The sequence below is a fragment of the Pseudonocardia sp. NPDC049154 genome (assembly GCF_040648315.1).
Lineage (GTDB): Bacteria > Actinomycetota > Actinomycetes > Mycobacteriales > Pseudonocardiaceae > Pseudonocardia.
Window position 1 is genome coordinate 1 of the sequence record NZ_JBEZDN010000037.1, and the last position, 23,892, is coordinate 23,892.

The 23,892-nt window shown below is 72.9% G+C and carries 22 protein-coding genes and 1 pseudogene; 9 read left to right on the forward strand and 14 right to left on the reverse strand.

Features of this window, described 5'->3' with window-relative positions; translation table 11 throughout:
* Window positions 1-138 precede the first annotated feature (138 nt).
* On the forward strand, window positions 139-552 hold the full coding sequence (locus tag AB0B41_RS19105; RefSeq protein WP_358205015.1) for a PPOX class F420-dependent oxidoreductase: 414 nt from the start codon (window positions 139-141) through the stop codon (window positions 550-552).
* Here AB0B41_RS19105 and AB0B41_RS19110 read toward each other — a convergent pair.
* The 3 genes from AB0B41_RS19110 to AB0B41_RS19120 are packed head-to-tail and all read right to left on the reverse strand — an operon-like array spanning window position 549 to window position 2,413.
* A complete protein-coding gene (locus AB0B41_RS19110) occupies window positions 549-857 on the reverse strand; it encodes a DUF6457 domain-containing protein (RefSeq protein WP_358204909.1) in 309 nt (102 codons plus the stop codon). The two genes, AB0B41_RS19105 and AB0B41_RS19110, sit on opposite strands and share 4 nt — an antisense overlap.
* Window positions 858-902: 45 nt before the next feature.
* On the reverse strand, window positions 903-1,040 hold the full coding sequence (locus AB0B41_RS19115; protein ID WP_358204911.1) for a hypothetical protein: 138 nt from the start codon (window positions 1,038-1,040) through the stop codon (window positions 903-905).
* Window positions 1,037-2,413, reverse strand: a complete 1,377-nt coding sequence (locus AB0B41_RS19120) for an OFA family MFS transporter (protein ID WP_358204913.1) — start codon at window positions 2,411-2,413, stop codon at window positions 1,037-1,039. Before AB0B41_RS19120 ends, AB0B41_RS19115 begins: the two co-directional genes overlap by 4 nt.
* 127 nt (window positions 2,414-2,540) lie before the next feature.
* On the opposite strand from AB0B41_RS19120, the gene AB0B41_RS19125 reads away from it, so the two are divergent.
* The gene (locus AB0B41_RS19125; RefSeq protein ID WP_358204915.1) at window positions 2,541-3,713 is read left to right on the forward strand and encodes a CaiB/BaiF CoA-transferase family protein; all 1,173 of its coding nucleotides are present in this window, start codon (window positions 2,541-2,543) and stop codon (window positions 3,711-3,713) included.
* Between the two features lie 220 nt (window positions 3,714-3,933).
* Here AB0B41_RS19125 and clpX read toward each other — a convergent pair whose 3' ends face one another.
* The 6 genes and pseudogenes from clpX to AB0B41_RS19155 form a co-directional block, all read right to left on the reverse strand.
* Window positions 3,934-5,211 carry an ATP-dependent Clp protease ATP-binding subunit ClpX gene (clpX, locus tag AB0B41_RS19130; RefSeq protein ID WP_358204918.1) on the reverse strand — a complete coding sequence of 426 codons (1,278 nt, stop codon included), beginning with the start codon at window positions 5,209-5,211 and terminating at the stop codon, window positions 3,934-3,936.
* Between the two features lie 238 nt (window positions 5,212-5,449).
* On the reverse strand, window positions 5,450-6,079 hold the full coding sequence (locus tag AB0B41_RS19135) for an ATP-dependent Clp protease proteolytic subunit (protein WP_358204920.1): 630 nt from the start codon (window positions 6,077-6,079) through the stop codon (window positions 5,450-5,452).
* Window positions 6,076-6,678, reverse strand: a complete 603-nt coding sequence (locus tag AB0B41_RS19140; RefSeq protein ID WP_358205018.1) for an ATP-dependent Clp protease proteolytic subunit — start codon at window positions 6,676-6,678, stop codon at window positions 6,076-6,078. The genes AB0B41_RS19135 and AB0B41_RS19140 overlap by 4 nt, the downstream gene beginning before the upstream one ends.
* A gap of 527 nt (window positions 6,679-7,205) precedes the next feature.
* Window positions 7,206-8,534, reverse strand: a pseudogene (tig, locus tag AB0B41_RS19145) (trigger factor); the annotation flags it as partial.
* Window positions 8,535-8,700: 166 nt separating this feature from the next.
* Window positions 8,701-9,129 carry a hypothetical protein gene (locus AB0B41_RS19150; protein WP_358204923.1) on the reverse strand — a complete coding sequence of 143 codons (429 nt, stop codon included), beginning with the start codon at window positions 9,127-9,129 and terminating at the stop codon, window positions 8,701-8,703.
* A 72-nt stretch (window positions 9,130-9,201) separates the two neighbouring features.
* On the reverse strand, window positions 9,202-9,369 hold the full coding sequence (locus AB0B41_RS19155; protein WP_358205020.1) for a CsbD family protein: 168 nt from the start codon (window positions 9,367-9,369) through the stop codon (window positions 9,202-9,204).
* A 191-nt stretch (window positions 9,370-9,560) separates the two neighbouring features.
* Between AB0B41_RS19155 and AB0B41_RS19160 the strand changes: the two genes are divergently transcribed.
* From AB0B41_RS19160 to AB0B41_RS19170, 3 genes are read left to right on the forward strand one after another with little or no spacing between them, the layout of a single operon-like run.
* Window positions 9,561-10,214: a sigma-70 family RNA polymerase sigma factor gene (locus AB0B41_RS19160; protein WP_358204925.1), complete on the forward strand. Its 654-nt coding sequence runs from the start codon at window positions 9,561-9,563 to the stop codon at window positions 10,212-10,214.
* A complete protein-coding gene (locus tag AB0B41_RS19165; protein ID WP_358204928.1) occupies window positions 10,205-10,990 on the forward strand; it encodes an Asp23/Gls24 family envelope stress response protein in 786 nt (261 codons plus the stop codon). The genes AB0B41_RS19160 and AB0B41_RS19165 overlap by 10 nt, the downstream gene beginning before the upstream one ends.
* Window positions 10,987-11,406 carry an Asp23/Gls24 family envelope stress response protein gene (locus tag AB0B41_RS19170; protein ID WP_358204930.1) on the forward strand — a complete coding sequence of 140 codons (420 nt, stop codon included), beginning with the start codon at window positions 10,987-10,989 and terminating at the stop codon, window positions 11,404-11,406. Before AB0B41_RS19165 ends, AB0B41_RS19170 begins: the two co-directional genes overlap by 4 nt.
* On the opposite strand, the gene AB0B41_RS19175 is transcribed toward AB0B41_RS19170, so the two are convergent.
* Complete coding sequence (locus AB0B41_RS19175; RefSeq protein WP_358204932.1) at window positions 11,349-12,071, reverse strand: (2Fe-2S)-binding protein; 723 nt, start codon at window positions 12,069-12,071, stop codon at window positions 11,349-11,351. The two genes, AB0B41_RS19170 and AB0B41_RS19175, sit on opposite strands and share 58 nt — an antisense overlap.
* Window positions 12,072-12,611: 540 nt before the next feature.
* Between AB0B41_RS19175 and gltB the strand changes: the two genes are divergently transcribed.
* Entirely contained in the window at window positions 12,612-17,213 is a 4,602-nt protein-coding gene (gene gltB / locus AB0B41_RS19180) for a glutamate synthase large subunit (RefSeq protein WP_358205022.1), read from the forward strand.
* Window positions 17,206-18,657: a glutamate synthase subunit beta gene (locus AB0B41_RS19185; RefSeq protein ID WP_358204935.1), complete on the forward strand. Its 1,452-nt coding sequence runs from the start codon at window positions 17,206-17,208 to the stop codon at window positions 18,655-18,657. The genes gltB and AB0B41_RS19185 overlap by 8 nt, the downstream gene beginning before the upstream one ends.
* Window positions 18,658-18,787: 130 nt before the next feature.
* Here AB0B41_RS19185 and AB0B41_RS19190 read toward each other — a convergent pair whose 3' ends face one another.
* The 4 genes from AB0B41_RS19190 to AB0B41_RS19205 form a co-directional block, all read right to left on the reverse strand.
* Window positions 18,788-19,735 (reverse strand): cation diffusion facilitator family transporter, encoded by a 948-nt coding sequence (locus AB0B41_RS19190; RefSeq protein WP_358205025.1) that lies wholly within the window; start codon window positions 19,733-19,735, stop codon window positions 18,788-18,790.
* 384 nt (window positions 19,736-20,119) lie between these two features.
* Window positions 20,120-20,566: a nitroreductase family deazaflavin-dependent oxidoreductase gene (locus AB0B41_RS19195; RefSeq protein WP_358204937.1), complete on the reverse strand. Its 447-nt coding sequence runs from the start codon at window positions 20,564-20,566 to the stop codon at window positions 20,120-20,122.
* 100 nt (window positions 20,567-20,666) lie between these two features.
* Window positions 20,667-20,918: a hypothetical protein gene (locus AB0B41_RS19200; RefSeq protein WP_358204939.1), complete on the reverse strand. Its 252-nt coding sequence runs from the start codon at window positions 20,916-20,918 to the stop codon at window positions 20,667-20,669.
* A 71-nt stretch (window positions 20,919-20,989) separates the two neighbouring features.
* Window positions 20,990-21,658 carry a VTT domain-containing protein gene (locus AB0B41_RS19205; RefSeq protein ID WP_358204941.1) on the reverse strand — a complete coding sequence of 223 codons (669 nt, stop codon included), beginning with the start codon at window positions 21,656-21,658 and terminating at the stop codon, window positions 20,990-20,992.
* Between the two features lie 165 nt (window positions 21,659-21,823).
* Here AB0B41_RS19205 and AB0B41_RS19210 point away from each other — a divergent pair, with 165 nt between their 5' ends.
* Both AB0B41_RS19210 and AB0B41_RS19215 read left to right on the forward strand, forming a co-directional pair.
* Window positions 21,824-22,351: a DUF1697 domain-containing protein gene (locus AB0B41_RS19210; RefSeq protein WP_358204943.1), complete on the forward strand. Its 528-nt coding sequence runs from the start codon at window positions 21,824-21,826 to the stop codon at window positions 22,349-22,351.
* A 58-nt stretch (window positions 22,352-22,409) separates the two neighbouring features.
* Window positions 22,410-23,252: a hypothetical protein gene (locus AB0B41_RS19215; RefSeq protein ID WP_358204946.1), complete on the forward strand. Its 843-nt coding sequence runs from the start codon at window positions 22,410-22,412 to the stop codon at window positions 23,250-23,252.
* The last annotated feature ends 640 nt before the right edge of the window (window positions 23,253-23,892 follow it).

A 23,892-nucleotide genomic window follows, 5' to 3' on the forward strand; every position in this document is an offset into this window, starting at 1 on the left:
CGGGCGGCGGCGCACGCGGTGCGCCGGCCGGCCGCACGGGCCGCCGCGCGAGCACCACCGGCACCGCCCTCGGGGCCGCCGCGAGCAGGGTGGGCGGTCGTCGGGTCTCCGATCTAGGTTGACCACAGGAGCGCGGAGCTGACCCCGGAGATCGTCGAGTTCCTCAACCACGGCACCCGCACCGGTGTGCTCGCCTGGACGGCGGCGGACGGGCGCCCGCTGGCCGCCCCGGTCTGGTTCCTGGTCGAGGACGGCACGCTGATCTTCAACACCGGGCGGGACACGGCGAAGGGGCGGGCGCTCGCCCGCGACCCGCGGGTCGCGCTGGCGGTCGACCTGCCGGCCCCGCCGTACGCCTTCGTGCAGGTCCAGGGCGTGGCGGAGACGAGCGAGGACCCCGCCGAGCTGCTCCGGACCGCCACCGCGCTGGGAGGGCGCTACATGGGCGCCGACCGTGCGGAGGAGTACGGGAGGCGCAACGGGGCCCCCGGGGAACTCCTGGTCCGGGTGCGCCCGACCAAGGTCCTGGCGCACCTGGACGTGTCGGGCTAGCCCCGGTTGACGGGGTCGTTCGACGGGACGCCGCGCTCGGTGTCGGCGTTCCAGCCCTCGGCGAGGGCGGAGATCTTCTGCCCGTAGTCCGCGGCGGCGACCTGCGGCTCCTGCGCCCGGCCCGCGGCGACCCCGATCAGGAACGCGGTCACCGGCGCGGCCGGCCGGCTCACGTTGTGTGCCACGTCCGACGTCAGGTCGAGCACCGCGTCCACGCTCTTCTCGCTGTCCACCTGACCCTCGAGCCCCAGCTCGCGGGTCACGGCGGTGATCCACTCCGACATGGCCTTCGCGTCGTCACTCACGGCGGGAAGGTACCCCGGCGCACCGCGGCCGAACCCCCGTGCGGGTCACCCGGAGAACAACGCGGGGATCTTCGTGAGCAGCGCGATCAGGCCGTACAGGAAGGGTGCCGCCACCCACACCCACGCCAGGGCGACGAGGGCGGCGGGCGGGCGGCCCGTGCGGTCCGGTGTGCTCGCGCTCATGTCCGTGCCTCCTCGCTCCGCGCCGCGCGTTCGGGCTCGTGCCACTTGTCGGCCACCGGCCGCACCAGCTCGTTCGCGACGAAGCCGAGGACCAGCAGCACGATCATCACCAGGAACGCGGGTGTGTACTTCGACGGGCCGGCGACGTCCGCCCGGGCGTCGGCGATCGCGTTGACGATGATCGGCCCGAGGACGCCGGCCGTGGACCAGGCCGTGAGCAGCCGGCCGTGGATGGCGCCGACCTGGTAGGTGCCGAACAGGTCGCGCAGGTACGCCGGGATCGTGGCGAAGCCGGCACCGTAGAACGACAGGATCAGCATCGTGCAGATCAGGAAGACGGCCTTGTTGCCCTCGCCGATGAACGTCAGCGCCAGGTAGAGCAGCGCTCCCACGCCCAGGTAGAGCCGGTAGATGTTCTTGCGGCCGATGAGGTCCGAGACCGTGGACCACACGAACCGGCCGAGCATGTTGGCCAGCGACAGGATCGACACGAACGCCGTGGCCGCGGCGGTGAGCGTCTGCGCCGGCGAGGCGTCGCGGAAGAAGTCCTGGTAGATCGGGTTCGCCTTCTCCAGGATGCCGATACCCGCGGTCACGTTGAAGCACAGCACGATCCACAGCAGCCAGAACTGGGGCGTCTTGACGGCGTTCGCGGCGGAGACGCTCGCGGTGCTGACCATCGCCCGCGCCTTCTGCTTCGCCGGGTCCCATCCCGCGGGCTTCCAGTCGTCGGCCGGCACGCGGATCAGCAGCCAGCCCATCGTCATGAAGACCGCATAGACCACGCCGTGGATGAGGAACGCCAGCGCGATGCCGTTGGGGTTCGGGTCGTTGCCGGTGGCGCCGAAGGCCGAGAGCATCGACGCGGTCCACGGGTTCGCGATCAGAGCGCCGCCGCCGAAGCCCATGATCGCGATGCCGGTCGCCAGGCCGGGCCGGTCCGGGAACCACTTGATCAACGTGGACACGGGCGAGATGTAGCCGATTCCCAGCCCGATCCCGCCGATGCCGCCGTACCCGACGACGACCAGCCAGTACTGACCCAGCCAGATACCGAGGGCCGAGACCAGGAAGCCGGTGACGAAGCAGGCCGACGCCACGGCCATCGCCCAGCGTGGGCCGTTCGTGTCGACCTTCGTGCCGAACACCGCGGCGGAGATGCCGAGCATCACGATGCCCAGGGTGAACGGCAGCGCGCTGAGCACGCCGCTGATGTCCAGGCCCTTCTCCAGGGAGCCCTTGAACGCGCTCCACGCGTAGACCTGGCCGATCGCGAGGTGGATCGACAGCGCAGCGGGCGGGACCAGCCAGCGGCTCCAGCCCGGTGGAGCGACGATCCGTTCACGCGAGAGGAACGCCGACGTTCCCGACATGCGACCACCTCCGTGCCTGTGCGGGCGAACCGTATGTCCCGGTCGTTGACCCGGCAATTCGTGGCATTCCCCCTCGTCACGGCCTCCAATCGTCGGGCGCGCGCCCGGTGTGTGGTGGAGTGGGCGGGTGAGTGCACCGCTGACCGGGATCCGGGTCGTGTCGTTCGACCACGCCGTCTCCGTCCCCTACGCCGGGCGGCTGCTCGCCGACCTCGGCGCCGACGTCGTCAAGGTCGAGCGGCCGGGCGGGGGCGACTTCGCCCGCGGCTACGACGCGGCGTGCGGCGACGTCTCCTCGTACTTCGCGTGGATCAACCGCGGCAAGCGCTCCGTGGTGCTCGACCTCAAGTCCGCCGACGGGCTCGCCGCGGCGCACCGGCTCGTCGACACCGCCGACGTCGTGCTGGCCAACCTCGGCCCCGGCGCCACGGCCCGGCTCGGGCTCGACGGCGACACCCTCCGTGGCCGCCGGCCCTCGCTGATCACCTGCGAGCTGTCCGGGTACGGCGAGGGCGGGCCCGCCGCCGGCCGCAAGGCCTACGACGCGCTCATCCAGTCCGAGGCCGGCCTGCTCGAGCTGACCGGCGACGGCGACGTGACGGCCCGGGCGGGCATCTCCGTCGCCGACATCGCGGCCGGGGTGCAGGTCCAGTCCGCGGTGCTGGCGGCGCTGTTCCACCGCGAGCGCACCGGCGAGGGCGCCACGCTGCGGATCTCGCTGCTCGAGGCGCTCACCGAGTGGATGCACCAGCCGATGCTGTACGCGCTCGGCACCGGGCGGGCGCCGGCGCGCTCCGGCGGCCACCATCCCTCGATCGCGCCGTACGGCCCGTTCCCGTGTGCCGACGGCGCCGTGCACCTCGCCGTGCAGAACGAGCGGGAGTGGCTGCGGCTCTGCACGACCGTGCTCGGCGACCCGGCGGTCGCGGTCGACGAGCGCTTCGCCTCCGTGCGGGCGCGGGTGGAGCACCGCGACGCGCTGCACGACCTGCTCCACGCCCGCTTCGCCGGGCTCACCCAGGAACGGCTCGGCGCGCTGCTCGACGAGGCCGACATCGCCTGGTCCGCGGTCGGGCACGTCGCCGAGCTCCCCCGGCACCCGCAGCTCGTCGCCCGCGCCCGGTTCGTCGGTGTGCCGGTGCCCGGTGGCGAGGCGGTGCCCATGGCCGTCCCGCCCGTCGACTCCAGCGCCTGGCCCCCGCCCCTCGACGCCGAGGTCCCTGCCCTGGGCGCCCACACCGCCGAGGTGCTCGGGGAACTCGGCTACACCCCCGAGGAGATCGAGAAGCTGGGCACCTGAGCGGGCTCCATGATCGCCGAAAGTGTGCGATGACGGTCGCGTCGACAGCCCTCAACGCACGGTGACGGCGATCATGCTCGGGGGTCACCAACCATGATCGTGGCAAGGGTGCAGAGACGGCCTCATCGACTGCCCTCACCGCACCCGGACACCGATCATGTGAGCCCCGAGAACGCGGAACGCCCGCCCTCGGGAGGGCGGGCGTTCGGCGCAAGGTCGGTCAGGCGGAGCGCTCGCCCCGCTCCCGGCGCTGCGGGCGCCGGGGCACGATCGTCGGGTTGACGTTCTCCTTCACCGTCTCCTCGGTCACGACCACCTTTGCCACGTCCGTGCGGCTCGGGATGTCGTACATGACGGGGAGGAGGACCTCCTCCATGATCGCGCGGAGCCCGCGGGCGCCGGTACCACGGAGGATCGCCTGGTCGGCGACCGCCTCGAGCGCGTCGTCGGTGAACTCCAGCTCGACGCCGTCCATCTCGAAGAGCTTGCGGTACTGCTTGACCAGCGCGTTGCGCGGCTCGGTCAGGATCTTGACCAGGGCGTCCTTGTCGAGCGAGGTCACCGAGGCCACGACCGGGAGCCGGCCGATGAACTCGGGGATCAGCCCGAACTTGATGAGGTCCTCGGGCATGGTGTCCCCGAAGCTCTCGGAGTTGTCCAGGTCCGACTTCGAGCGGATCTCCGCGCCGAAGCCCAGCCCGCGCCGGCCGACCCGGTCCGAGATGATCTTCTCCAGGCCCGCGAACGCACCCGCCACGATGAACAGCACGTTCGTCGTGTCGATCTGGATGAACTCCTGGTGCGGGTGCTTGCGCCCGCCCTGCGGCGGCACCGAGGCGGTGGTGCCCTCGAGGATCTTCAGCAGCGCCTGCTGCACGCCCTCGCCGGAGACGTCCCGGGTGATCGACGGGTTCTCCGACTTGCGGGCGATCTTGTCGACCTCGTCGATGTAGATGATCCCGGTCTCGGCCCGCTTGACGTCGTAGTCCGCCGCCTGGATGAGCTTGAGCAGGATGTTCTCGACGTCCTCGCCGACGTACCCGGCCTCGGTCAGCGCCGTGGCGTCCGCGATGGCGAACGGCACGTTCAGCAGCTTGGCGAGGGTCTGCGCGAGGTAGGTCTTGCCGCAGCCGGTGGGCCCGAGCATGAGGATGTTCGACTTGGCCAGCTCGACCCCGTCGCCGTCGCCCCGGGCCCGGTCACCCGCCTGGATGCGCTTGTAGTGGTTGTAGACCGCCACCGAGAGCGTGCGCTTGGTGGCCGACTGCCCGACGACGTACTGGTCGAGGAACTCGTGGATCTCGGCGGGCTTGGGCAGCTCGTCGAGCTTCACGTCGCCGGTCTCGGCGAGCTCCTCCTCGATGATCTCGTTGCAGAGATCGATGCACTCGTCGCAGATGTAGACGCCGGGCCCGGCGATGAGCTTCTTGACCTGCTTCTGACTCTTCCCGCAGAAAGAGCACTTCAGCAGGTCACCGCCGTCACCGATGCGTGCCATGAGTGCAGCCCCAGTCCCATCCGGCCCGCCCACGTCCGGGCGTGCCCACGTCGTCATGACGGTACCTGCCGGAAGCCCTCGCTGCGAAGGATCGCGGCGACCTGTCGGAATCGGGTCGGCAGGCGGTCGTTATGCGTTCACCCCGCAACTTGTGCGGGAGGTGCGGGGTGCACCGGGGCCACTTGCGACGGCCCCGGTGCCCCGACGGCGGTGCGGACGCTCGCGCGGCGAGCACCGCTCAGCCGACCGCGGACAGCTTCCGGCTCTGGATGATCTCGTCGACGATCCCGTACTCCTTGGCCTCCTCGGCCGTGAGGATCCGGTCCCGCTCGATGTCGTCGTGCACCTGCTCGGGCGTGCGCCCGCTGTGCCGCGCGAGGGTGCTCTCCAGCAGCTTGCGCATGCGGGTGATCTCGGCGGCCTGGATCTCCAGGTCGGACACCTGACCGTAGAAGCCCTCGGTGGCCGGCTGGTGGATCAGGATGCGCGCGTTCTGCACCGCGAGGCGCCGCCCCGGGGTGCCCGCCGCCAGCAGCACGGCCGCGGCCGACGCCGCCTGCCCGAGGCAGACGGTCTGGATGTCGGGGCGGATGAACTGCATGGTGTCGTAGATCGCCATCAGCGACGTGAACGAGCCGCCGGGCGAGTTGATGTACATCGAGATCTCGCGGTCCGGGTCCGCGGACTCGAGGCAGAGCAGCTGCGCCATGACGTCGTTCGCCGACGCGTCGTCGATCTGCACCCCGAGGAAGATGATGCGCTCCTCGAAGAGCTTGTTGTACGGGTTCGACTCCTTGACCCCGTAGCTCGTGCGCTCCACGAAGGACGGCAGCACGTACCGCGACTGCGGCATCTGGAAACCACTCACGATGAGCTCCCGTTCGAGGTCGAGTCCGGCAGCTGGGCAGCCCGCGAGATGACCCGGTCGACGAAGCCGTACTCCAGGGCCTCCTGCGCCGAGAACCAGCGGTCCCGGTCGAAGTCCTGGGTGATCTTCTCGACGGTCTGGCCGGTGTGCCCGGCGATCAGCTCCGCCATCTCCTGCTTGTGCCGGCGGAACAGCTCCGCCTGGATCCGGATGTCCGACTCGGAGCCGCCGACGCCGGCCGACGGCTGGTGCATCAGGATCTGGCAGTGCGGCAGCGCGAAGCGCTTGCCCGGCGTGCCCGCGGAGAGCAGGAACTGCCCCATCGACGCGGCCAGGCCCATCGCGTAGGTGGCGACGTCGCAGGGGATGAACTCCATCGTGTCGAAGATGGCCATCCCCGCGGTGACCGAGCCACCCGGCGAGTTGATGTAGAGCGCGATGTCCGCCTCGGGGTCCTCCGCCGAGAGCAGCAGCATCTGCGCGGCGATCCGGTTGGCGATCTCGTCGTCGACCTGCTGCCCGAGCACCACGATGCGCTGCTGCAGCAGCCGCTCGAACACCGAGTCGGACAGCGTCATGCTCGAGGGGGCCGAGCGCATCTGCAGCGCGCGGCGGTCCTCCACGAGGCGGTCCGCGGTCGACCGCGGGCCGGTGTCCTGCTGACTCACTTCACCCTGCCTTCTGCTGGCGTCACTCGGGGGTCGTCTTCTCCGGGGGGCCGCCGGGGGATCGTGTCCCGCCGGCGGCCCGTTCCGTTGCTTCGAGCCCGACCCTACGCGGCCGCGGCACCCCGCGTCCGCGGACGGGGCGCGTGTTCGCCGACAGCGCAGCGACCACCCGTCCGTGCAGGTCAGGCGCGCGATCAGGCCTTGCCGGCCGCCGGGCCCGCCGCCTCGGTGCCCACCGCGGCGTCGGACGAGTCGTCCGCGGCCGGGGCCTCGACGACCTCGGGGGCGGCCTCGTCCGCGGAGGCGTCGGTCGCGGCGTCGGTCGCGGCGTCGGTCGCGGTGTCGGTCGCGGTGTCGGTCGCGGTGTCGGTCGCGGTGTCGGTCGCGGTGTCGGTCGCGGTGTCGGCGGCCTCGGCGGCGGCCTCCGGGGCCTCCTCCGCGTCGACGGCGACGGCGGCGCCCTCCTCCGGGCCGAGGAGGTCGGACAGGTCGACCGGCTCGCCCGCGGCGTCGGTGACCGTGGCGGCGCGCACGGCGACGATCAGCGCCTTGCTCCGCCGGACGTCCGAGTAGATCGCGCCGAGCTGGCCCGCCTGCTGGATGCGCTGGACGAACTCCTCGGGCGCCATGCCGTACTGCTGGGCCTGGTAGATGATCCGCTCGGTGAGCTCCTGGTCGCCGACCTGGACCTCCTCGGCGTCGGCCAGCGCGTCGAGCACGAGGCGGGTCTTGACCGACTTCTCGGCCTCGGTCCGGGTCTCGGTGTCGAACTCCTCGCGGGTCTTGCCCTGCTTCTCGAGGAACTCGTTGAACTGCTCGTCGCTGTGGTCGAACGCGTGCACCGCGTCGTGGTGCCGGGACTCGACCTCGGCCTCGACGATGCTCTCCGGCAGCGGGACCTCGGTGGCGTCGACGATCTCGTCGAGCACCTTGTCGCGGGCCTGGGTGACCTGCTCCATCCGGCGCACCCGGCCGAGCCGCTCGCGCAGGTCCGCGGTGAGCTCGTCGAGGGTGTCGAACTCGCTGGCCAGCTGGGCGAACTCGTCGTCGGCGTCGGGGAGCTGGCGCTCCTTGACCGCGGTGACCTTGACGGTGACCTCGGCGTCCTGGTCCGCGTACTCGCCCGCGACCAGCTTCGAGGTGAAGGTCTTCTCCTCGCCGGCGGACAGGCCGGTGATGGCCTCGTCGATGCCGTCGATGAGGCCGCCCTGGCCGACCTGGTACGAGTACCCGGTCGTCGTGGCCTCCTCGATCTCCTTGCCGTCGACGGCGGCGGAGAGGTCGATCTGGACGAAGTCGTCCTCCTGGGCCGCTCGCTCGACGCCGGTCAGCGTGCCGAACCGGGCGCGCAGCTGGTCGAGCTGCTCGGTGACCTGCTCGTCGGTCACCTCGACGTCGTCGACCTGCACGGTGATGCCGTCCAGCTCCGGGAGCGTGATCTCCGGGCGGACGTCGACCTCCGCGGTGAACGCGACCTTGTCCCCGTCGGCGAGCTCGGTGACCTCGATGTTCGGCTGGCCGATCGGCTTCACGTCGTCCGCGGCCGCGACGGCCTCGGAGTACTTGGCCGGGACCGCGGCGTTGATCACCTCGTCCAGCACGACGCCGCGGCCGAGCCGGGCGTCGAGGATGCGGGCCGGCGCCTTGCCCGGGCGGAAGCCGGGGATGCGGACCTGCTGCGCGATCTTCTTGTACGCGCGGTCGAAGTCGGGCTTGAGCTCGTCGAACGGCACCTCGACTGTGAGCTTGACGCGTGTCGGGCCGATGTGCTCGACGGTGCTCTTCACGGTGGAACTCCTCGGACTGCTGTTCGGACTGCTGTGTGGCTGGGGCCCTGCTCGGTTCGTGCCTCGTTCGTGCCTCGTTCGTGCCTCGTGCGACCGGCGGCACGACGCCGCATCGGCCGGTGACGGGAGGGGCGGTCACGCGCGCCGGGCACGTGTCCGGGCGAGTCTAGGCGAGACGCGTCCCGGGCGTTCCGGCCGGTCCGGGCCCTGTGGCCGGACCGCCGCCGGCCGGCTCGGGAACCGCTGCGGAGATCGGTGCCGGGACGAGGTCCGCGACGGTCACGTCGACCGGCCGCTCCCCCGCGACGCCCCGCACCCGCGCGGCGATCTCCTCGGCCAGCACCGGCAGCGAGGCCCCTGCCGGCCAGCGCACGACCACCGCGACCTCGACGGGCTCACTCGCCGCGGCCCCCTCCCCCGCACGCACGCCGACCACGCGGCGCCCGGGGAGGTAGGAGGCGATGCTGCCGAACGGCCCGCCGTCCAGCCGGGCGACGGCGGGATGGCCCAGCACGGCGGCGGCGACCCGCTCGGGCAGCGGTGCCGGCGGGGACGGGGACGACCCGGCGGACTGCCCCGGAAGCTGCGCGGACACGCCGGCCACGCTAGCGCCGCACACACGACGGCGGCGCCCCGGAAGCCCGGGACGCCGCCGTCGGTGGGTGGGTCAGCGCTTGAAGACGTCCTTGACCTTCTCGCCGGCCTGCTTGACGTCGGCACCCATCTGGTCCGTGCGGCCCTCGGCCTCGAGGCGCTCGTCGTCCGTGGCGCGGCCGGTGGCCTCCTTGGCCTTGCCCGACAGCTCCTGGGTCTTGTTGTCCAGCTTGTCCTTCATGCTCATCTGGTGAACCTCCCGGACTCGTGCGCCCGCCGCGCGGCCGGCTTGTCCGGCCGCTAGCGTCGGGCTCGCGGAGCGGTTACCCCCGGCCCCCGCCCGACACACGGCCCTCGTGACCGGCGTCACTGTCGGTCATACTGTCGGAGTCTTCGGGGGAACGGCTGTCGGACGGGACCGTGGTGCAGGCGATGCGGACGAGGGGGGCGCGGGAGGACGTGTGCCCGCCGCCCCGGGTCCCGGCCGCGCCGCGCGAGCCCCGGCACACCTCCGAGCCCACCCCCGCCGAGCGGGAGCTCGACGACACCACGCTCGTCGTCCGCGCCCGGGAGGGCGACGTCCGCGCCTTCTCCGCGCTCGCGCAGCGGCACCAGACCGCGCTGTACCGGCTGGCACTGCGCCTGGTCGGGAACGCGGCCGACGCCGAGGACGCCCTGCAGGAGTCCCTGCTCGACGCCTGGCGCCGGCTCGACCGCTTCCGCGGCGACTCGGCCTTCACCACCTGGGCGTACCGGATCGTCACGAACCGGTGCCTCGACCTGCTGCGCCGCCGGCGGGCGACGGTCTCGGTGGAGCAGGTGGCGGAGGTGGCCCCGGAGCGGCTGGCCGCCCCGGAGGCCGGCGCCCCCGAGCACGCCGCCGAGGTCGACGCCGGGCTCACGGCGCTGCGAGCGGCGCTGCGCACGTTGCCGGACGACCAGCGGGCCTGCTTCGTGCTGCGCGAGCTGGAGGGCCTGGGCTACGCCGAGATCGCGGAGATCACCGGAGCGTCGGAGACCGCGGTGCGCGGGCGGATCCACCGCGCCCGCCGCGGGCTGGCGGAGGTGATGCGGTCGTGGAGGTAGGCAGGACCGTCCCCGGCGGCCCGGCCGGCGCGGCGCTCGGGGCCGGTGGCGCCGCCGGCCCGGCGGACGAGCGGATCGAGCCGCTGGCCTGCGGCCGGGACGCCGCCGACGTCTGGGACCACGCGGTCGAGGGGACCCTCGACGCGCACGAGCGGGACTGCCCGCACTGCCGGGCCGCGGCCGCCGACGCCCTGGGGCTCGACGGCGTGGTCCACCGGATGGCGGCGGAGCGCCCGGTGCCGCCGCCCTCGGTGCTCGACGGCGTGATGCAGGCGGTGCTCGACACCGTCACCGCCGAGCTCCGCCCCCAGGACCTGCTGGCGCTCGACTCCCCCGCCGGCCCCGCGCGGCTGAGCCGGCCCGCCGCCGCGCGGGTGCTGCGGCACGTCGTCGACGGGATGGACGGGATGCGGGCCCGCAGCTGCCGGATCGAGCCCGTCGGTCCCGACCGCACCGCTGTGAAGGGAACGGCGGCGAACGGAACGGCGGCGAACGGGGCCGGAACGAACGGGGCCGGAACGAACGGGACCGGGGCGGACGGGGCCGGGGCGGACGGGGCCGGGGCGGACGGGGTCGGGGCGGGCGGGGGCGGGACGCGCGGGGCGGACCCGTTCGGCGTGACCGTCGCGATCACCGTGACGGCCCGCTTCGGCGTCGATCTCGCTTCCGTCACGGCGCGGGTGCGTCAGATGGTCGTGGCGGCGGGCGAACAGGCCCTGGGGGTGCCGGTGCGCAGCGTGGACATCGCGGTGGTCGACCTCTGGGACGAGCCGTGACCCCGCCGGTGCGGCTGACGGTGGGCGACGCCGTCGTCGCCCGGATCGCGGCGGCCACCGCCCGGGAGGTGCCGGGGGTGGCAGCGCTCCGGCCGGACCTGGCCCAGACGCTGCTCGGGCTGGCCGGCTCGCTGCTGGGCGACCGGTCGGCCGGCGAGGCGCTGTCGGCGGCCGGGGCGTCGGCCGCGGTGCACGGCGGCCGCGCCGAGGTCGCGCTGACCCTGGTCACCACCCTCGGGCACAACGCCCGCGACCTCGCCGCCGCGGTGCAGCGCGCGGTCGCGGCGCGGGTGCACGCCGAGACCGGCCTCGACGCCGTCGTCACGGTGACGGTCGCCGACGTCCTCCTCGACGCGCCTCAGGCGGAGCGGGAGAGCACGCAGTCCCCGCAGGTCCCGCCGCCGGGCAGCCGGTAGTAGAGGCAGCAGGAGCGACGGCGGAAGGTCCAGCCGCGGTCTGGCGGCCCGGGCGGGCGCCGTTCCCCCGTCCCCGCGAGCAGCGGGTGGTCGAGGACCGCGGCCGCGAGCTCGGCGGCACGGATCGCCGACTCCGGCCGCTCCGTGCCGAGCACGCGCTTCGCGCCCGCGACGGAGGACGCGACGTTGCCCCACAGCACCCTCGGCGACACCGGCACGAGCGCCCGCACGGCCCCGACCAGCGGTCCCGCGATCTCCTCCGCCACGAGGGCCGGCAGCTCGCCGGGGTCAAGCGCGGGGCGGTCCGCGTCCGTCCACAGCGGCCAGGGGCCGGTGCGGGAGACGCGCCAGTGCAGGGCGTCGCGGCCCAGGTCCGGCAGGACGCCGTGCAGCGTGACGGCCGCGAGCGGCGCGGACACCAGCCGGGCGGCCAGGCCCTGCAGCGCGATCGACGCGGCCACCCGCTCCTCCACGGTGCGTCCGGCCTGCTCGGACAGCACGCGGCGGACGTGCGCGATCCGCTGCCCCAGCGCGTCCGGTTGTGTGACCAGCTCCCGCAGGGGCCGCCACGTCGGGTCGGCCGACTCGGCGGGGTCGGTGGCCACGGAGAAGAAGGGACCGGCCCGCGCGACGTCGGCGAGCACGGTGCGCACCGGCGCCGTCACCGTCCGCCCACCACCGACACGTGCGCCCGTTCAGGTGTCACCCCGGTCACGCCGGGAAGGCGAACCGGGTGAGGCGTGCACTGCATCACCCCAGTGTCGTCCCCCGCCCGCCGATCCGGGCGGGGCGGAGGGCCGTGACCTGCCCGGACGGGCAGGGCCCGATCCCCGCCCGCCCATCCGCCGCGCCGACCGGAGGGGGCTCCGACGCAGGTCACAGCGGTTCGGTCCGCTACATCTGGCGTATCAACGCGTCGGCGTGTCACTCTTTCCCCGGAGAGACCGCATCCGACGCCGCGTGCGGTCCCCAAGTGCAAGCCGCCGGCCGGGCCCGAAGTCGGGCACCGGCCGAGACACGTGCGTCCGAACACCAGCAGGAGACGACTGAGGCGCAGTCCGGACGGTGCACCCGAACGGACCAGCGTCAGCGTTCGGTCGGAGCATCGCTGTATTCTGGACCCCCTTGTGGAACCACCCACGGTCCACGTCGTCCCGATGCGAAGTCGGGGTGCACCGAGACGACAGGAGGAGCTGTTGGCTGCGATCAGCAACCGCCCCGGCGCCACGGAGACCACTCCGGTGACGAGCGCGCCGGTGCCCGGCGGGCTCTACTCCCCCGAGCACGAGCACGACGCCTGCGGCGTCGCGATGGTCGCCGACCTGCAGGGCCGGCGCGACCACTCGATCGTGGAGAAGGCGCTCACCGCGCTGCTCCGGCTCGAACACCGCGGCGCCCGGGGCGCCGAGGAGAACACCGGCGACGGCGCGGGCATCCTGATCCAGGTCCCGGACGCCTTCTACCGCGAGGTCGTCGACTTCGACCTGCCCGAGGCGGGCGCGTACGCCACCGGCATCGCGTTCCTCCCGCGTGACGAGGCGAAGGCCGACGAGGCCGTCGCCCGGATCAACGAGCTGGCCGCCGAGGAGAACCTCCGCGTGCTCGGCTGGCGCGAGCTGCCGACCGACCCGGAGAAGGCCGACCTCGGCCCCACCTCGCTGGCCGCCATGCCCGGCTTCCGCCAGCTGTTCCTGGCCGGCATCGAGACCGGCATCGTGAAGCCGCCGCCCACCGGCATCGAGCTGGAGCGGCGCACCTTCTGCCTGCGCAAGCGGGTGGAGCACGAGACCGGCGTCTACTTCCCGAGCCTGTCCCCGCGGACCGTGGTCTACAAGGGCATGCTCGCCGAGCCGCAGGTCGAGGCCTTCTACCCCGACCTGTCGGACCCGCGCGTCACCACCGCCCTGGCCGTGGTGCACTCGCGCTTCTCCACCAACACCTTCCCGGCGTGGCCGCTGGCGCACCCCTACCGGTACGTCGCGCACAACGGCGAGATCAACACCCTGCGCGGCAACCGCAACTGGATGAAGGCGCGCGAGGCGCTGCTGGAGTCCTCGGTGCTGCCGGGCAACCTGGACCGGCTGGTCCCGATCGTCACCCCCGACGCGTCGGACTCGGCGACCTTCGACGAGGTGCTGGAGCTGCTGCACCTGTCCGGCCGCTCGTTGCCGCACGCCGTGCTGATGATGATCCCCGAGGCGTGGGAGAACCACGCCGAGATGGACCCGCTGCGCCGCGCCTTCTACGAGTTCCACTCGAACCTGATGGAGCCGTGGGACGGGCCCGCGCTCGTCGCCTTCACCGACGGCACGCAGATCGGCGCGGTGCTCGACCGCAACGGCCTGCGCCCGGCCCGCTACTGGGTCACCGAGGACGGGCTGGTCGTGCTGGCCTCCGAGGTCGGCGTGCTCGACGTCGACCCGGCGCAGGTCGTGCGCAAGGGCCGGCTGGAGCCGGGCCGCATGTTCCTGGTCGACACCGAGGCGGGCAAGATCGTCGCCGACGAGGAGATCAAGGGCGAGCTGGCCGCGTCGCTGCCGTACGGGGAGTGGCTGCACGCCGGCCGCATCGCCCTCGAGGACCTGCCCGAGCGGCAGCGCGAGGTGCCCGCGCACTCCGAGCTGACCCACCGCCAGCAGTCCTTCGGCTACACGGAGGAGGAGCTCACCGTCCTCCTCAAGCCGATGGCGTCGACCGGCGCGGAGCCGATCGGCTCGATGGGCAACGACGCGCCGCTGGCGCTGCTGTCCGAGAAGCCGCGGCAGATCTACGACTACTTCATCCAGCTGTTCGCGCAGATCACGAACCCGCCGCTGGACGCGATCCGCGAGGAGCTCGTGACCTCGCTGCGCTCGCTGCTCGGCCCGGAGCAGAACCTGCTCGAGGCCGGCCCGGCGAACTGCCGGCGGATCGTGCTGCCGTTCCCCGTGCTGGGCAACGACGATCTCGCCAAGATCGTCCACGTCAACGACGACGGCGACCTCCCGGGCTTCGCGACCTACACCGTCAAGGGCGTCTTCAAGGCGGCCGAGGGCGGCGAGGGCCTGCTGCGGCGGCTCCAGGAGATCCGCGGCGAGGTCTCCGAGGCGATCCAGAACGGCGCCCGGCTGATCGTGCTGTCCAGCCGCGGCGTCGACCCGGAGCACGCACCGATCCCGTCGCTGCTGCTCACCGGCGCGGTGCACCACCACCTGGTGCGCGAGCGCACCCGCACGCAGGTCGGGCTGGTCGTCGAGTCCGGCGACGCCCGCGAGGTGCACCACATCGCGCTGCTGATCGGCTACGGCGCGTCCGCGGTCAACCCGTACCTGGCGATGGCGACCGTCGAGGACCTCGCCGAGCGGGGCGACATCCCGGGCGTCGACGCCAAGACGGCGGCGAAGAACCTGGTCAAGGCGCTGGGCAAGGGCGTGCGCAAGACGATGTCCAAGATGGGCATCTCGACCGTCGCCTCCTACACCGGCGCGCAGATCTTCGAGGCGGTCGGGCTGGGGCAGGAGGTCGTCGACACCTGCTTCACCGGCACCACCTCGCGGCTGGGCGGCGTCGGCTTCGACGTGCTCGCCGAGGAGGCGCTCAAGCACCACCGGCGCGCCTTCCCGGCGGACGGCACCCGGGCCAGTCACCGCGCGCTCGCCGTCGGCGGCGAGTACCAGTGGCGGCGCGAGGGCGAGCTGCACCTGTTCAACCCGCAGACCGTGTTCAAGCTCCAGCACTCGACCCGCTCCGGCCGGTACGAGATCTTCAAGGAGTACACGAAGGCGGTCGACGACCAGGCCAAGCGGCTGATGACGCTGCGCGGGCTGTTCTCCTTCAAGGAGGGCGTGCGCTCGCCGGTGCCGATCGACGAGGTCGAGCCGGTCGAGTCGATCGTCAAGCGGTTCGGCACGGGCGCCATCTCCTACGGCTCGATCAGCCAGGAGATGCACGAGACCCTCGCCATCGCGATGAACCGGCTCGGCGGACGCTCCAACACCGGTGAGGGCGGCGAGGACCCGGACCGCTTCACCCCGGACGCCAACGGCGACTCCCGGCGCAGCGCGGTCAAGCAGGTCGCGTCCGGCCGCTTCGGTGTCACGAGCGAGTACCTCGTGAACGCGGACGACATCCAGATCAAGATCGCGCAGGGCGCCAAGCCCGGCGAGGGTGGCCAGCTGCCCGGCAGCAAGGTCTACCCGTGGATCGCCGAGACCCGGTACTCCACGCCCGGCGTGGGCCTGATCTCCCCGCCGCCGCACCACGACATCTACTCGATCGAGGACATCAAGCAGCTCATCCACGACCTGAAGAACGCCAACCCGCGGGCCCGCATCCACGTGAAGCTGGTCAGCCAGGTCGGCGTCGGGACGGTCGCGGCGGGCGTGGCGAAGGCCTTCTCCGACGTCGTGCTCATCTCGGGCCACGACGGCGGCACCGGCGCCTCGCCGCTGTCCTCGATCAAGCACGCGGGCGGCCCGTGGGAGCTCGGCCTGGCCGAGACCCAGCAGACGCTGCTGGCCAACAACCTGCGGGACCGGATCGTCGTGCAGACGGACGGCCAGCTGAAGACCGGCCGGGACGTCGTCATCGCCGCCCTGCTGGGCGCCGAGGAGTTCGGCTTCGCCACGGCCCCGCTGGTGGTCAGCGGCTGCATCATGATGCGCGTCTGCCACCTGGACACCTGCCCGGTCGGCGTCGCGACGCAGAACCCGACGCTGCGCGAGAAGTTCGACGGACGTCCCGAGTACGTCGTCAACTTCATGCGGTTCGTGGCCGAGGAGGTGCGCGAGCACCTGGCGGCGCTGGGCTTCCGCAGCATCGAGGAGGCCGTGGGCCACGCCGAGGTGCTCGACACCGACGCGGCGCTGCACCACTGGAAGACCCGGGGCCTGGACCTCCGGCCGATCTTCCACGCTCCGGAGCTGCCCGAGGGCGCCTCCCGGCACCGCACCCAGGCGCAGGACCACGGCCTGGAGAAGGCGCTGGACAACACGATGATCCAGCTGGCCGAGGGCGCGCTGAAGAGCGGCGACACGGTCCGCCTGGACCTGCCGGTGCGCAACGTCAACCGGACCGTCGGCACCATGCTCGGCTACGAGCTGACGAAGAAGTGGGGCCGCGAGGGTCTGCCGGACGACACGATCGACGTCACGCTGACCGGCTCGGCCGGGCAGTCGCTGGGCGCCTTCGTGCCGAAGGGCATCACGCTGCGGATGGTCGGCGACACGAACGACTTCTTCGGCAAGGGCCTGTCCGGCGGCCGGCTGATCCTGCGGCCCGACCCGTCGGCGCCGTTCACGGCCGAGGAGAACATCATCGCGGGCAACGTGATCCTGTACGGGGCCACGTCCGGCGAGATGTTCATCCGCGGCATCGTCGGCGAGCGCTTCTGCGTCCGGAACTCCGGCGCCGTGGCGGTCGTCGAGGGCGTGGGCGACCACGGCTGCGAGTACATGACCGGTGGCAGGGTGGTCGTGCTGGGCAAGGTGGGCCGCAACTTCGCGGCCGGCATGTCCGGCGGCATCGCCTACGTGCTCGACCTCGAGGCGGGCGACCGGACGCTGGCCAAGCGGGTCAACCCCGAGATGGTCGACATGGACCCGCTCGACGACGCGGACCGCGAGTTCCTGCGGACGTACGTCGAGAAGCACCACGCGGAGACCGACTCCCCGGTCGCCCGCGCCCTGCTCGCCGACTGGGACGTCGCGGTGGAGCGCTTCGGCAAGATCATGCCGAAGGACTTCAAGCGCGTCCTGCAGGCCCGCGAGCAGGCAGAGAAGGATGGCCGCGACGTCAACGCGGCGATCATGGAGGCCGCACATGGGTGACCCGAAGGGCTTTCTGACCACTCCGCGCGAGACCCCGAAGCGCCGGCCCGTCGACCTGCGCCTGATGGACTGGCGCGAGGTCTACGAGGACTTCCCGCGCGCGACGCTGGAGAAGCAGGCGGGCCGCTGCATGAACTGCGGCATCCCGTTCTGTCACCAGGGCTGTCCGCTGGGGAACCTCATCCCCGAGTGGAACGACCTCGTCTACCGCAAGGACTGGCGCGAGGCGATCGAGCGGCTGCACGCCACCAACAACTTCCCGGAGTTCACCGGGACGCTGTGCCCCGCCCCGTGCGAGGCGGCGTGCGTGCTCGCGATCAACGACGACGCCGTCACCATCAAGCAGGTCGAGGTCGAGATCATCGACCGGGCCTGGGACGAGGGCTGGGTGACCCCGGTCGTCGCGCAGGCCAAGACCGGCAAGAGGGTCGCCGTCGTCGGCTCCGGGCCGGCCGGGTTGGCTGCCGCGCAGCAGCTCACCCGCGCCGGGCACGAGGTCGTCGTGTTCGAGCGGGCGGACCGGATCGGCGGGCTGCTCCGCTACGGCATCCCCGAGTTCAAGATGGAGAAGGCCCGGCTCGACCGGCGGCTCGAGCAGATGCAGGCCGAGGGCACGCACTTCCGCGCCTCGGTCGACGTCGGGGTCGACGTCACCACCGAGCAGCTCCGCGAGGAGTACGACGCCGTCGTGCTCGCCGGCGGGGCCACCGCGTGGCGGGACATCCCGGCCAAGGGCCGCGAGCTCGAGGGCATCTACCAGGCGATGGAGTTCCTGCCGTGGGCCAACCACGTGCAGCAGGGCGACCTCGACGCCCCGCCGATCACCGCCGAGGGCAAGCACGTCGTGATCATCGGCGGCGGTGACACCGGCGCCGACTGCCTGGGCACCTCGCACCGGCAGAAGGCCGCGTCGGTCACCCAGCTCGAGATCATGCCGACGCCCCCGGAGCACCGCACCGAGGGCATGCCCTGGCCGACCTACCCGATGGTCTACCGGGTCTCCTCGGCGCACGAGGAGGGCGGCGAGCGGCTGTTCTCGGTCAACACCACCGAGTTCGTCGACGACGGCCACGGCAAGGTCAAGGCGCTGCGGCTCGTCGAGGTCACCCGCGGCGAGCGGGGCTTCGACCCCGTCGAGGGCACCGAGAAGGAGATCCCGGCGGACCTGGTCCTGCTGGCGATGGGCTTCGTCGGCCCCGAGAAGGGCAAGCTGCTCTCCGAGCTGGGCGTGGAGCTGGACGAGCGCGGCAACGTCGCGCGGGACCAGAACTACATGTCCAGCGTCGACGGCGTGTTCGTCGCCGGCGACATGGGCCGCGGCCAGTCGCTGATCGTGTGGGCGATCTCCGAGGGCCGCTCCGCGGCCGCGGGGGTCGACGCCTTCCTGACCGGCCGCGAGGTCCTCCCGCGCCCGATCAACCCCACGGACCGTCAGATCGCCTGATCCCGGCTTCGTCGTGACGAACGGCGCTCTCGCTCACACCTGATGAGCGAGAGCGCCGTTCGTGCGTTCGGGGCCGGAGACGGTGAACGGGCCCCTCGCGCAGTAGGTGCGAGCGAGAGTGCCGTTCGTGTCAGGCGTCGGGGGCGAGGGTGCGGCCGTAGCGATCCAGCACCCGCCCGCGCATGACCGGGTCGGTCCGCGGGACGGGTTCGAGGAAGATCTCGGCGAGGTCGGTGAAGCGCTCGCGCAGCTCGCCGTCGATCTCCACGCAGGCGCGCTCGACGTCCGCGGCACCGAGCGCGTCGTCGAAGTCCAGGCGGGCGCAGAGCAGCACGCTGTCCGTGCCGAGCTGCATGGTCAGCAGGTCCACCACCGCCTCGATCTCGGGCCGGTCCTGCAGGGCCCGACGGATCGCGGTGACGAGCCGCAGGTTCGCCTGTCGGCCGATCAGCAGGCCCTTGTTGGTGCGCCCCAGGATGTAGGCGACGCAGGCCAGCAGGAGCCCGATCAGCAGCGACGCGACCCCGTCCCACACGCCCGACCCCGTCAGCTGGTGCAGCCCGACGCCAGCGAACGCGAGCAGCAGGCCGATCAGCGCCGCGCTGTCCTCGAAGAACACGGTCTTGACGGTGGGGTCGTCGGTCCCGCGCAGCCAGCGGAAGAAGGTCGTCTCCTCGGCTGCCGCCTCGCCCCGCACCTGGCGCACCGCCTGCAGCCACGAGGTGCCCTCCAGCAGGAAGGACACCCCCAGCACGCCGTACGCGACCCAGGCGAGGGTCTGCTCGGCGCTCTCGCCGAGGATCGTCGTCACGCCCTCGTAGATCGCGAACACCCCGCCGGACACGAAGATCGAGACGGCGGCGATCAGCGCCCAGAAGAAGCGTTCCTTGCCGTAGCCGAAGGGGTGGCGACGGTCGGGCCGGCGGACCGAGCGGCGCAGCGCGGCCAGCAGCAGGCCCTCGGTGGTGGTGTCGGCGACGGAGTGGGCGGCCTCGGCCAGCATCGCCGACGAGCCCGTCAGCAGGCCCGCCACCAGCTTCAGTACGCCGATCGCGGCGTTCGCGGCGCCGGCGATCAGGACGGTGCGGGTGCTCTCGCCGCCGGAACCACCCTCGTTCGCGCGTTCGCGCTCCGGGTCGCCGGCGGAAGCGGGGCCGTCGGCCCCGGTGCGTTCCACCACAAAACGAACCTAGCGCCTGCCCCCGCGGCCCGCCGGGCGTCGGGAGGGTTGTCCGGAAGATCCGGTCCGGCGCCGCACGGTCGCCGCTGCGCGATCATCGGGAGGTCGTTGCCGCGGCACGCAGTCCGGCGCCGGAACGACCGATCGGCGCATCTCGTGCCACGTTCGGCGGGACTGGTGGGGTTCGTGGGATTCCGACCGAAACCCCGGGCGGCCCGCCGCGTTGAACCCGACACCGGTGCCGGTGGACTGGGGAGCCCCCACCGGCACCGGACAGCATCGTCACCGGATGCGGAAGGCGGGGAATCCCGGGGCGGCCGCGCGGAGCGCGTCGTCGGGCGAGTCCTTGTCGAGGTCCTCGAAGAAGGCACCGACCTCCCAGGCCCACTTCCGCAGGTACTCGCGCAGGACCGGAAGCTTCTCGTCGTCGTCGAGCTCGACGGCGGTGAACGTCTCGACCCGCCGGCCGAGGCGCAGCTCGCCGGTGCCCGCGGCCCGGAGGTTCCGCACCCACTGCGTGTGGCCGCGGGGCGCGACCAGGTACCGCTCCCCCTCGACCTCCAGCAGGTTCACCGGCGTGGTGCGCCACTGTCCGCTCGTGCGGCCGCGCACGGCCAGCACGCGACTGCCCATGACACTGATCCCGGCCCGGGTCAGCGCGGCGACGACCCGGTTGAACACGGCGGTGCCGCTCTTCGGGGCCAGGTAGCGCTGCTGCGGTTCGATCATCGTGACTCCTCGTCTGATTCGAGAGCGGTGCTCTCTCGATAACAACGAGTGAACCGCAGGACCGCCGTCCCGTCAAGAGCGGTGCTCTCGAATCTGTGCGCTACTCGCGGTCGAGCTCGAAGGCGTCGTCGCCGATCCAGACCCGGAGGCCGTCGGCGTCGTCGGTGAGGAAGCCGTCCTCCTCCTCGCCGAGCTCGCGCGCCGCACCCAGCGCCCGGGCGCTGTAGCGCACCCTGCCGTCCCCCAGGTCGACGGGCCGGTACTCGCGGGCCAGCCGCGCCGTCCGGCTCTCCGTGGCCAACCAGGCCGCGTTCTTCTCGCCCACCTCGACCACCCACGCCTCGTCGCGCACCCGATCATTGTCGGCCCATACACACGCGCGGCCCGTCTCAGCGTGAGACGGGCCGCAGGCGTGGAACGGGGTCAGCGCGCCAGCGCGGGCTCCGGAGTGGCGACCGGGGCGACGGTGGCGGCCGCACGACGGGCCAGCACCCGGCGGCGGATGCGCCGGGCGGCCTCGAAGCCGCCCGCCGTGACCACGGCCATGATCATGCCGGCGGCGAGGCAGAGCAGCGGGTTGCCCTTCGTGATCGGGCCGAGCACCGCGCCGACCAGCAGCATGTAGACGCCCCAGATGGCCGAGCTGGCCGCGGTGGCGGGCAGGAACATCCGCACCGGCAGCCGTACGCGGCCGCAGGCGGCGGTGCTCACCAGCCGACCGCCGGGGACGAGCCGCGCGCCGACGCAGGCGACGATCGGCCTGCTCCAGAGGTTGCGCCGGACCCACGCGCCCAGCCCGTCGTCCTTCTGGCCCGCGCCGCGCAGGAGCCGGTTCGAGCTCCGGCCGAGGGTGTACACGGCCACGTCGCCGAGCATCGAGCCGACCATCGACGCGAGGAACAGCCCGAGCACGCCGACGACGTCGCCGGTGCCGAACGCCGCCGCCGCGCCCACCGTCAGCAGCGTCTCGCTGGGCAGCACGGGGAACGGGCCGTCGAACGCGATGAGCACCGCGAGCACCGGTAGCAGCCACACGCTGTGCAGCACGGCGTCGAAGAGCGCCACGAGGGCGCCGGCGTCGAGAAGCTGCACGAGGGGGGTCCTTCCCACGGGGTCTCGCCGAGTACTCGGTCCACACTCCCAGAACGTCACAGCAGGGTCACGGGGGAACACCCCCGTCCCGTCCCTGAGGTCAGCCGGATGCGCTCCGTGTGCGGTGAGCGGTCGGGTCGCCGGGGCGGGTGTAGGTTCCCGCCCGTGTCGGGCTACGCGGTGCTCCTGCGGGGCGTCAACGTCGGCGGCAACAAGAAGGTCGCGATGGCGGAGCTGCGCGAGATGCTCACGGGCCTCGGGTACACGCAGGTCAGGACGCTGCTGCAGAGCGGCAACGCCGTCCTCGCCGCCGACGAGCCCGCCGCGGTCGTCGCCGAGCGGGTCGAGCAGGCCCTCGCCGAGCGGTACGGCACCGAGATCAGGGTGCTGGCGCTGACCCGCGCCGACCTGCAGGCCGCGGCGGACGGACACCCCTTACGTGACGTTGCCGACAACGGGTCCCGGATGCTGGTGCTCTGGCGCTTCGGCGAGCCCCCGCCCGGCGCGCCGAGCCCCGCCGAGCTCGACCCGGACCGGATCGTCGTGCGCGGCGGGCTGATCTACCAGTGGTGCCCGGACGGGATCTCGAACTCCCCGGACGTTGCCGCGTTCGTGCGCAAAGCCTGGAAGGTGCCGACCACCGGACGCAACTGGAACACCCTGGAGAAGCTGATCGGGGCGATCCCCGACTGACGGCCGCGGTGGGCCCTGAGCCGTATCCGGCGACGGCGGATCGTGCGAGGGTGCCGGGATGGCCGGCGAGGACCGCGAGGACCGCGCGGACCGCGAGGGCGGTGAGCAGGTGCTGCGGACGGCGACCGCCGTGGCGCGCGAGGTCCTGGGCGACCACCTGAGCGCCGCGTTCGCGCTGGGCAGCCTGGCCCACGGCGGCTTCGCCCCGCTCGCGAGCGACATCGACCTGGCGCTGGTGCTCGACGCGCTCCCGGACGACATCGGCGACCGCGTCGCCGACATCCGGCGGGCGACCGTCGAACGGGCGGGGAACCCGCTCGCGGAACGCCTGTCGGTCTTCTGGTCGGACTGGCACGGCGTCCGGCGCGGGGCCGGCCCGCGCTCGCGGCTCCCGGCGGTGGACCGGCTCGACCTCCTCGACGACGGACGCCTGCTCTTCGGGGTGGACGAGCGGGGCGGCGCGGCCCGGCCCGGCCGGACGACGCTCGTCGTGGAGGCGGCGCAGTTCGCCGTCGAGAGGTTCGACCCGGCCTACCTCGCCGCCCTGCACCGGCCGGAGGAGCAGGTGGCCGCCGGACCGCGGGCGGCGAGCAAGGCGGCGCTGTTCCCGATCCGCTTCCTCTACACGCTGGCGTCCGGCCGCATGGGCCACAACGGCGCCGCCGCGACCTGGTATCGGCAGCAGGGAGCCCATGCGCCGCTCGCACACGCCGCCATGCGGTGGCGCGAGTCGGGCATCGACGACGCCGCTGCTGCGATCCGCGACCTCCGTGCGCACCTGGTCGGCGTGTACGTCGAGTTCTTCGACGCCTACGCGCCGGCCGTGGCCGCCGCCGGTCGGGGGCCGGTCGCCGACGCCCTCCTCGACCGCCGCGCCGCCCTCTTGGCAGCGGCGCCCTGAGGCCCGTTCACGTGGTGCGGAGGACGTCGTGCGCGGCCGGGCGGGGTCGGCGCGGGCGCCGGGTTCCCGTGCCGTTCCCGTGCAGCGTCCGCGCGACCTCGTCGGCGACCGTGGCCGCGTCGCCGGGAAGCCGAGGAAGTTGCCCGAGCAACGGCGGAGCAGCCACCGCAGCCCGAGGTACCAGAGGCCCGGGAGCGCTCCCGCGGCACCGCGGCGCACCGGCCGGCCGGCGCCGCGCAGCACGGGGTGCAGCCACGAGAAGTCCCCCGTGTACCCGGTGCACCAGATCACCGCCCCGACCCCGGTGGCGCCCAGGTCGAGGCTCGTCGGCGGGGTGATGGCCACCGGCTCGTCGGCGGGGTCGGGCTCCGGGGCGGGCACGGCGCGACCGGTGCGCCGGAGGTGCTCGTCGAGCAGTGTCCTGATCCGTGCGGCGAACGCGTCGGCGGCGCCGATGGTGGCCGCGGTGCTGTCGTCGAAGCGGAGCCGCCGGCCGTCGATGCCGATGAGCCGGCCCGTCAGGACGGCGCCCCGCCTGGCCAGGGTCTGCAGGCTGGCGCTGCGACCGCCGGGGGCGAGCAGCGGCTGCGGTGCGTGCAGGACCGACGGGTCGGACAGGTCGTCGGGGCGCTGGTCGAAG

Coding starts and splice junctions, on each gene's coding strand:
- AB0B41_RS19140 (WP_358205018.1), bottom strand. CDS start 6,678: ATGCGCTCGGCCCCCTCGAGCATGACGCTGTCCGACTCGGTGTTCGAG.
- AB0B41_RS19185 (WP_358204935.1), top strand. CDS start 17,206: ATGGGTGACCCGAAGGGCTTTCTGACCACTCCGCGCGAGACCCCGAAG.
- AB0B41_RS19160 (WP_358204925.1), top strand. CDS start 9,561: ATGCGGACGAGGGGGGCGCGGGAGGACGTGTGCCCGCCGCCCCGGGTC.
- AB0B41_RS19195 (WP_358204937.1), bottom strand. CDS start 20,566: ATGATCGAACCGCAGCAGCGCTACCTGGCCCCGAAGAGCGGCACCGCC.
- AB0B41_RS19155 (WP_358205020.1), bottom strand. CDS start 9,369: ATGAAGGACAAGCTGGACAACAAGACCCAGGAGCTGTCGGGCAAGGCC.
- clpX (WP_358204918.1), bottom strand. CDS start 5,211: ATGGCACGCATCGGTGACGGCGGTGACCTGCTGAAGTGCTCTTTCTGC.
- AB0B41_RS19120 (WP_358204913.1), bottom strand. CDS start 2,413: ATGTCGGGAACGTCGGCGTTCCTCTCGCGTGAACGGATCGTCGCTCCA.
- AB0B41_RS19215 (WP_358204946.1), top strand. CDS start 22,410: ATGGCCGGCGAGGACCGCGAGGACCGCGCGGACCGCGAGGGCGGTGAG.
- AB0B41_RS19115 (WP_358204911.1), bottom strand. CDS start 1,040: ATGAGCGCGAGCACACCGGACCGCACGGGCCGCCCGCCCGCCGCCCTC.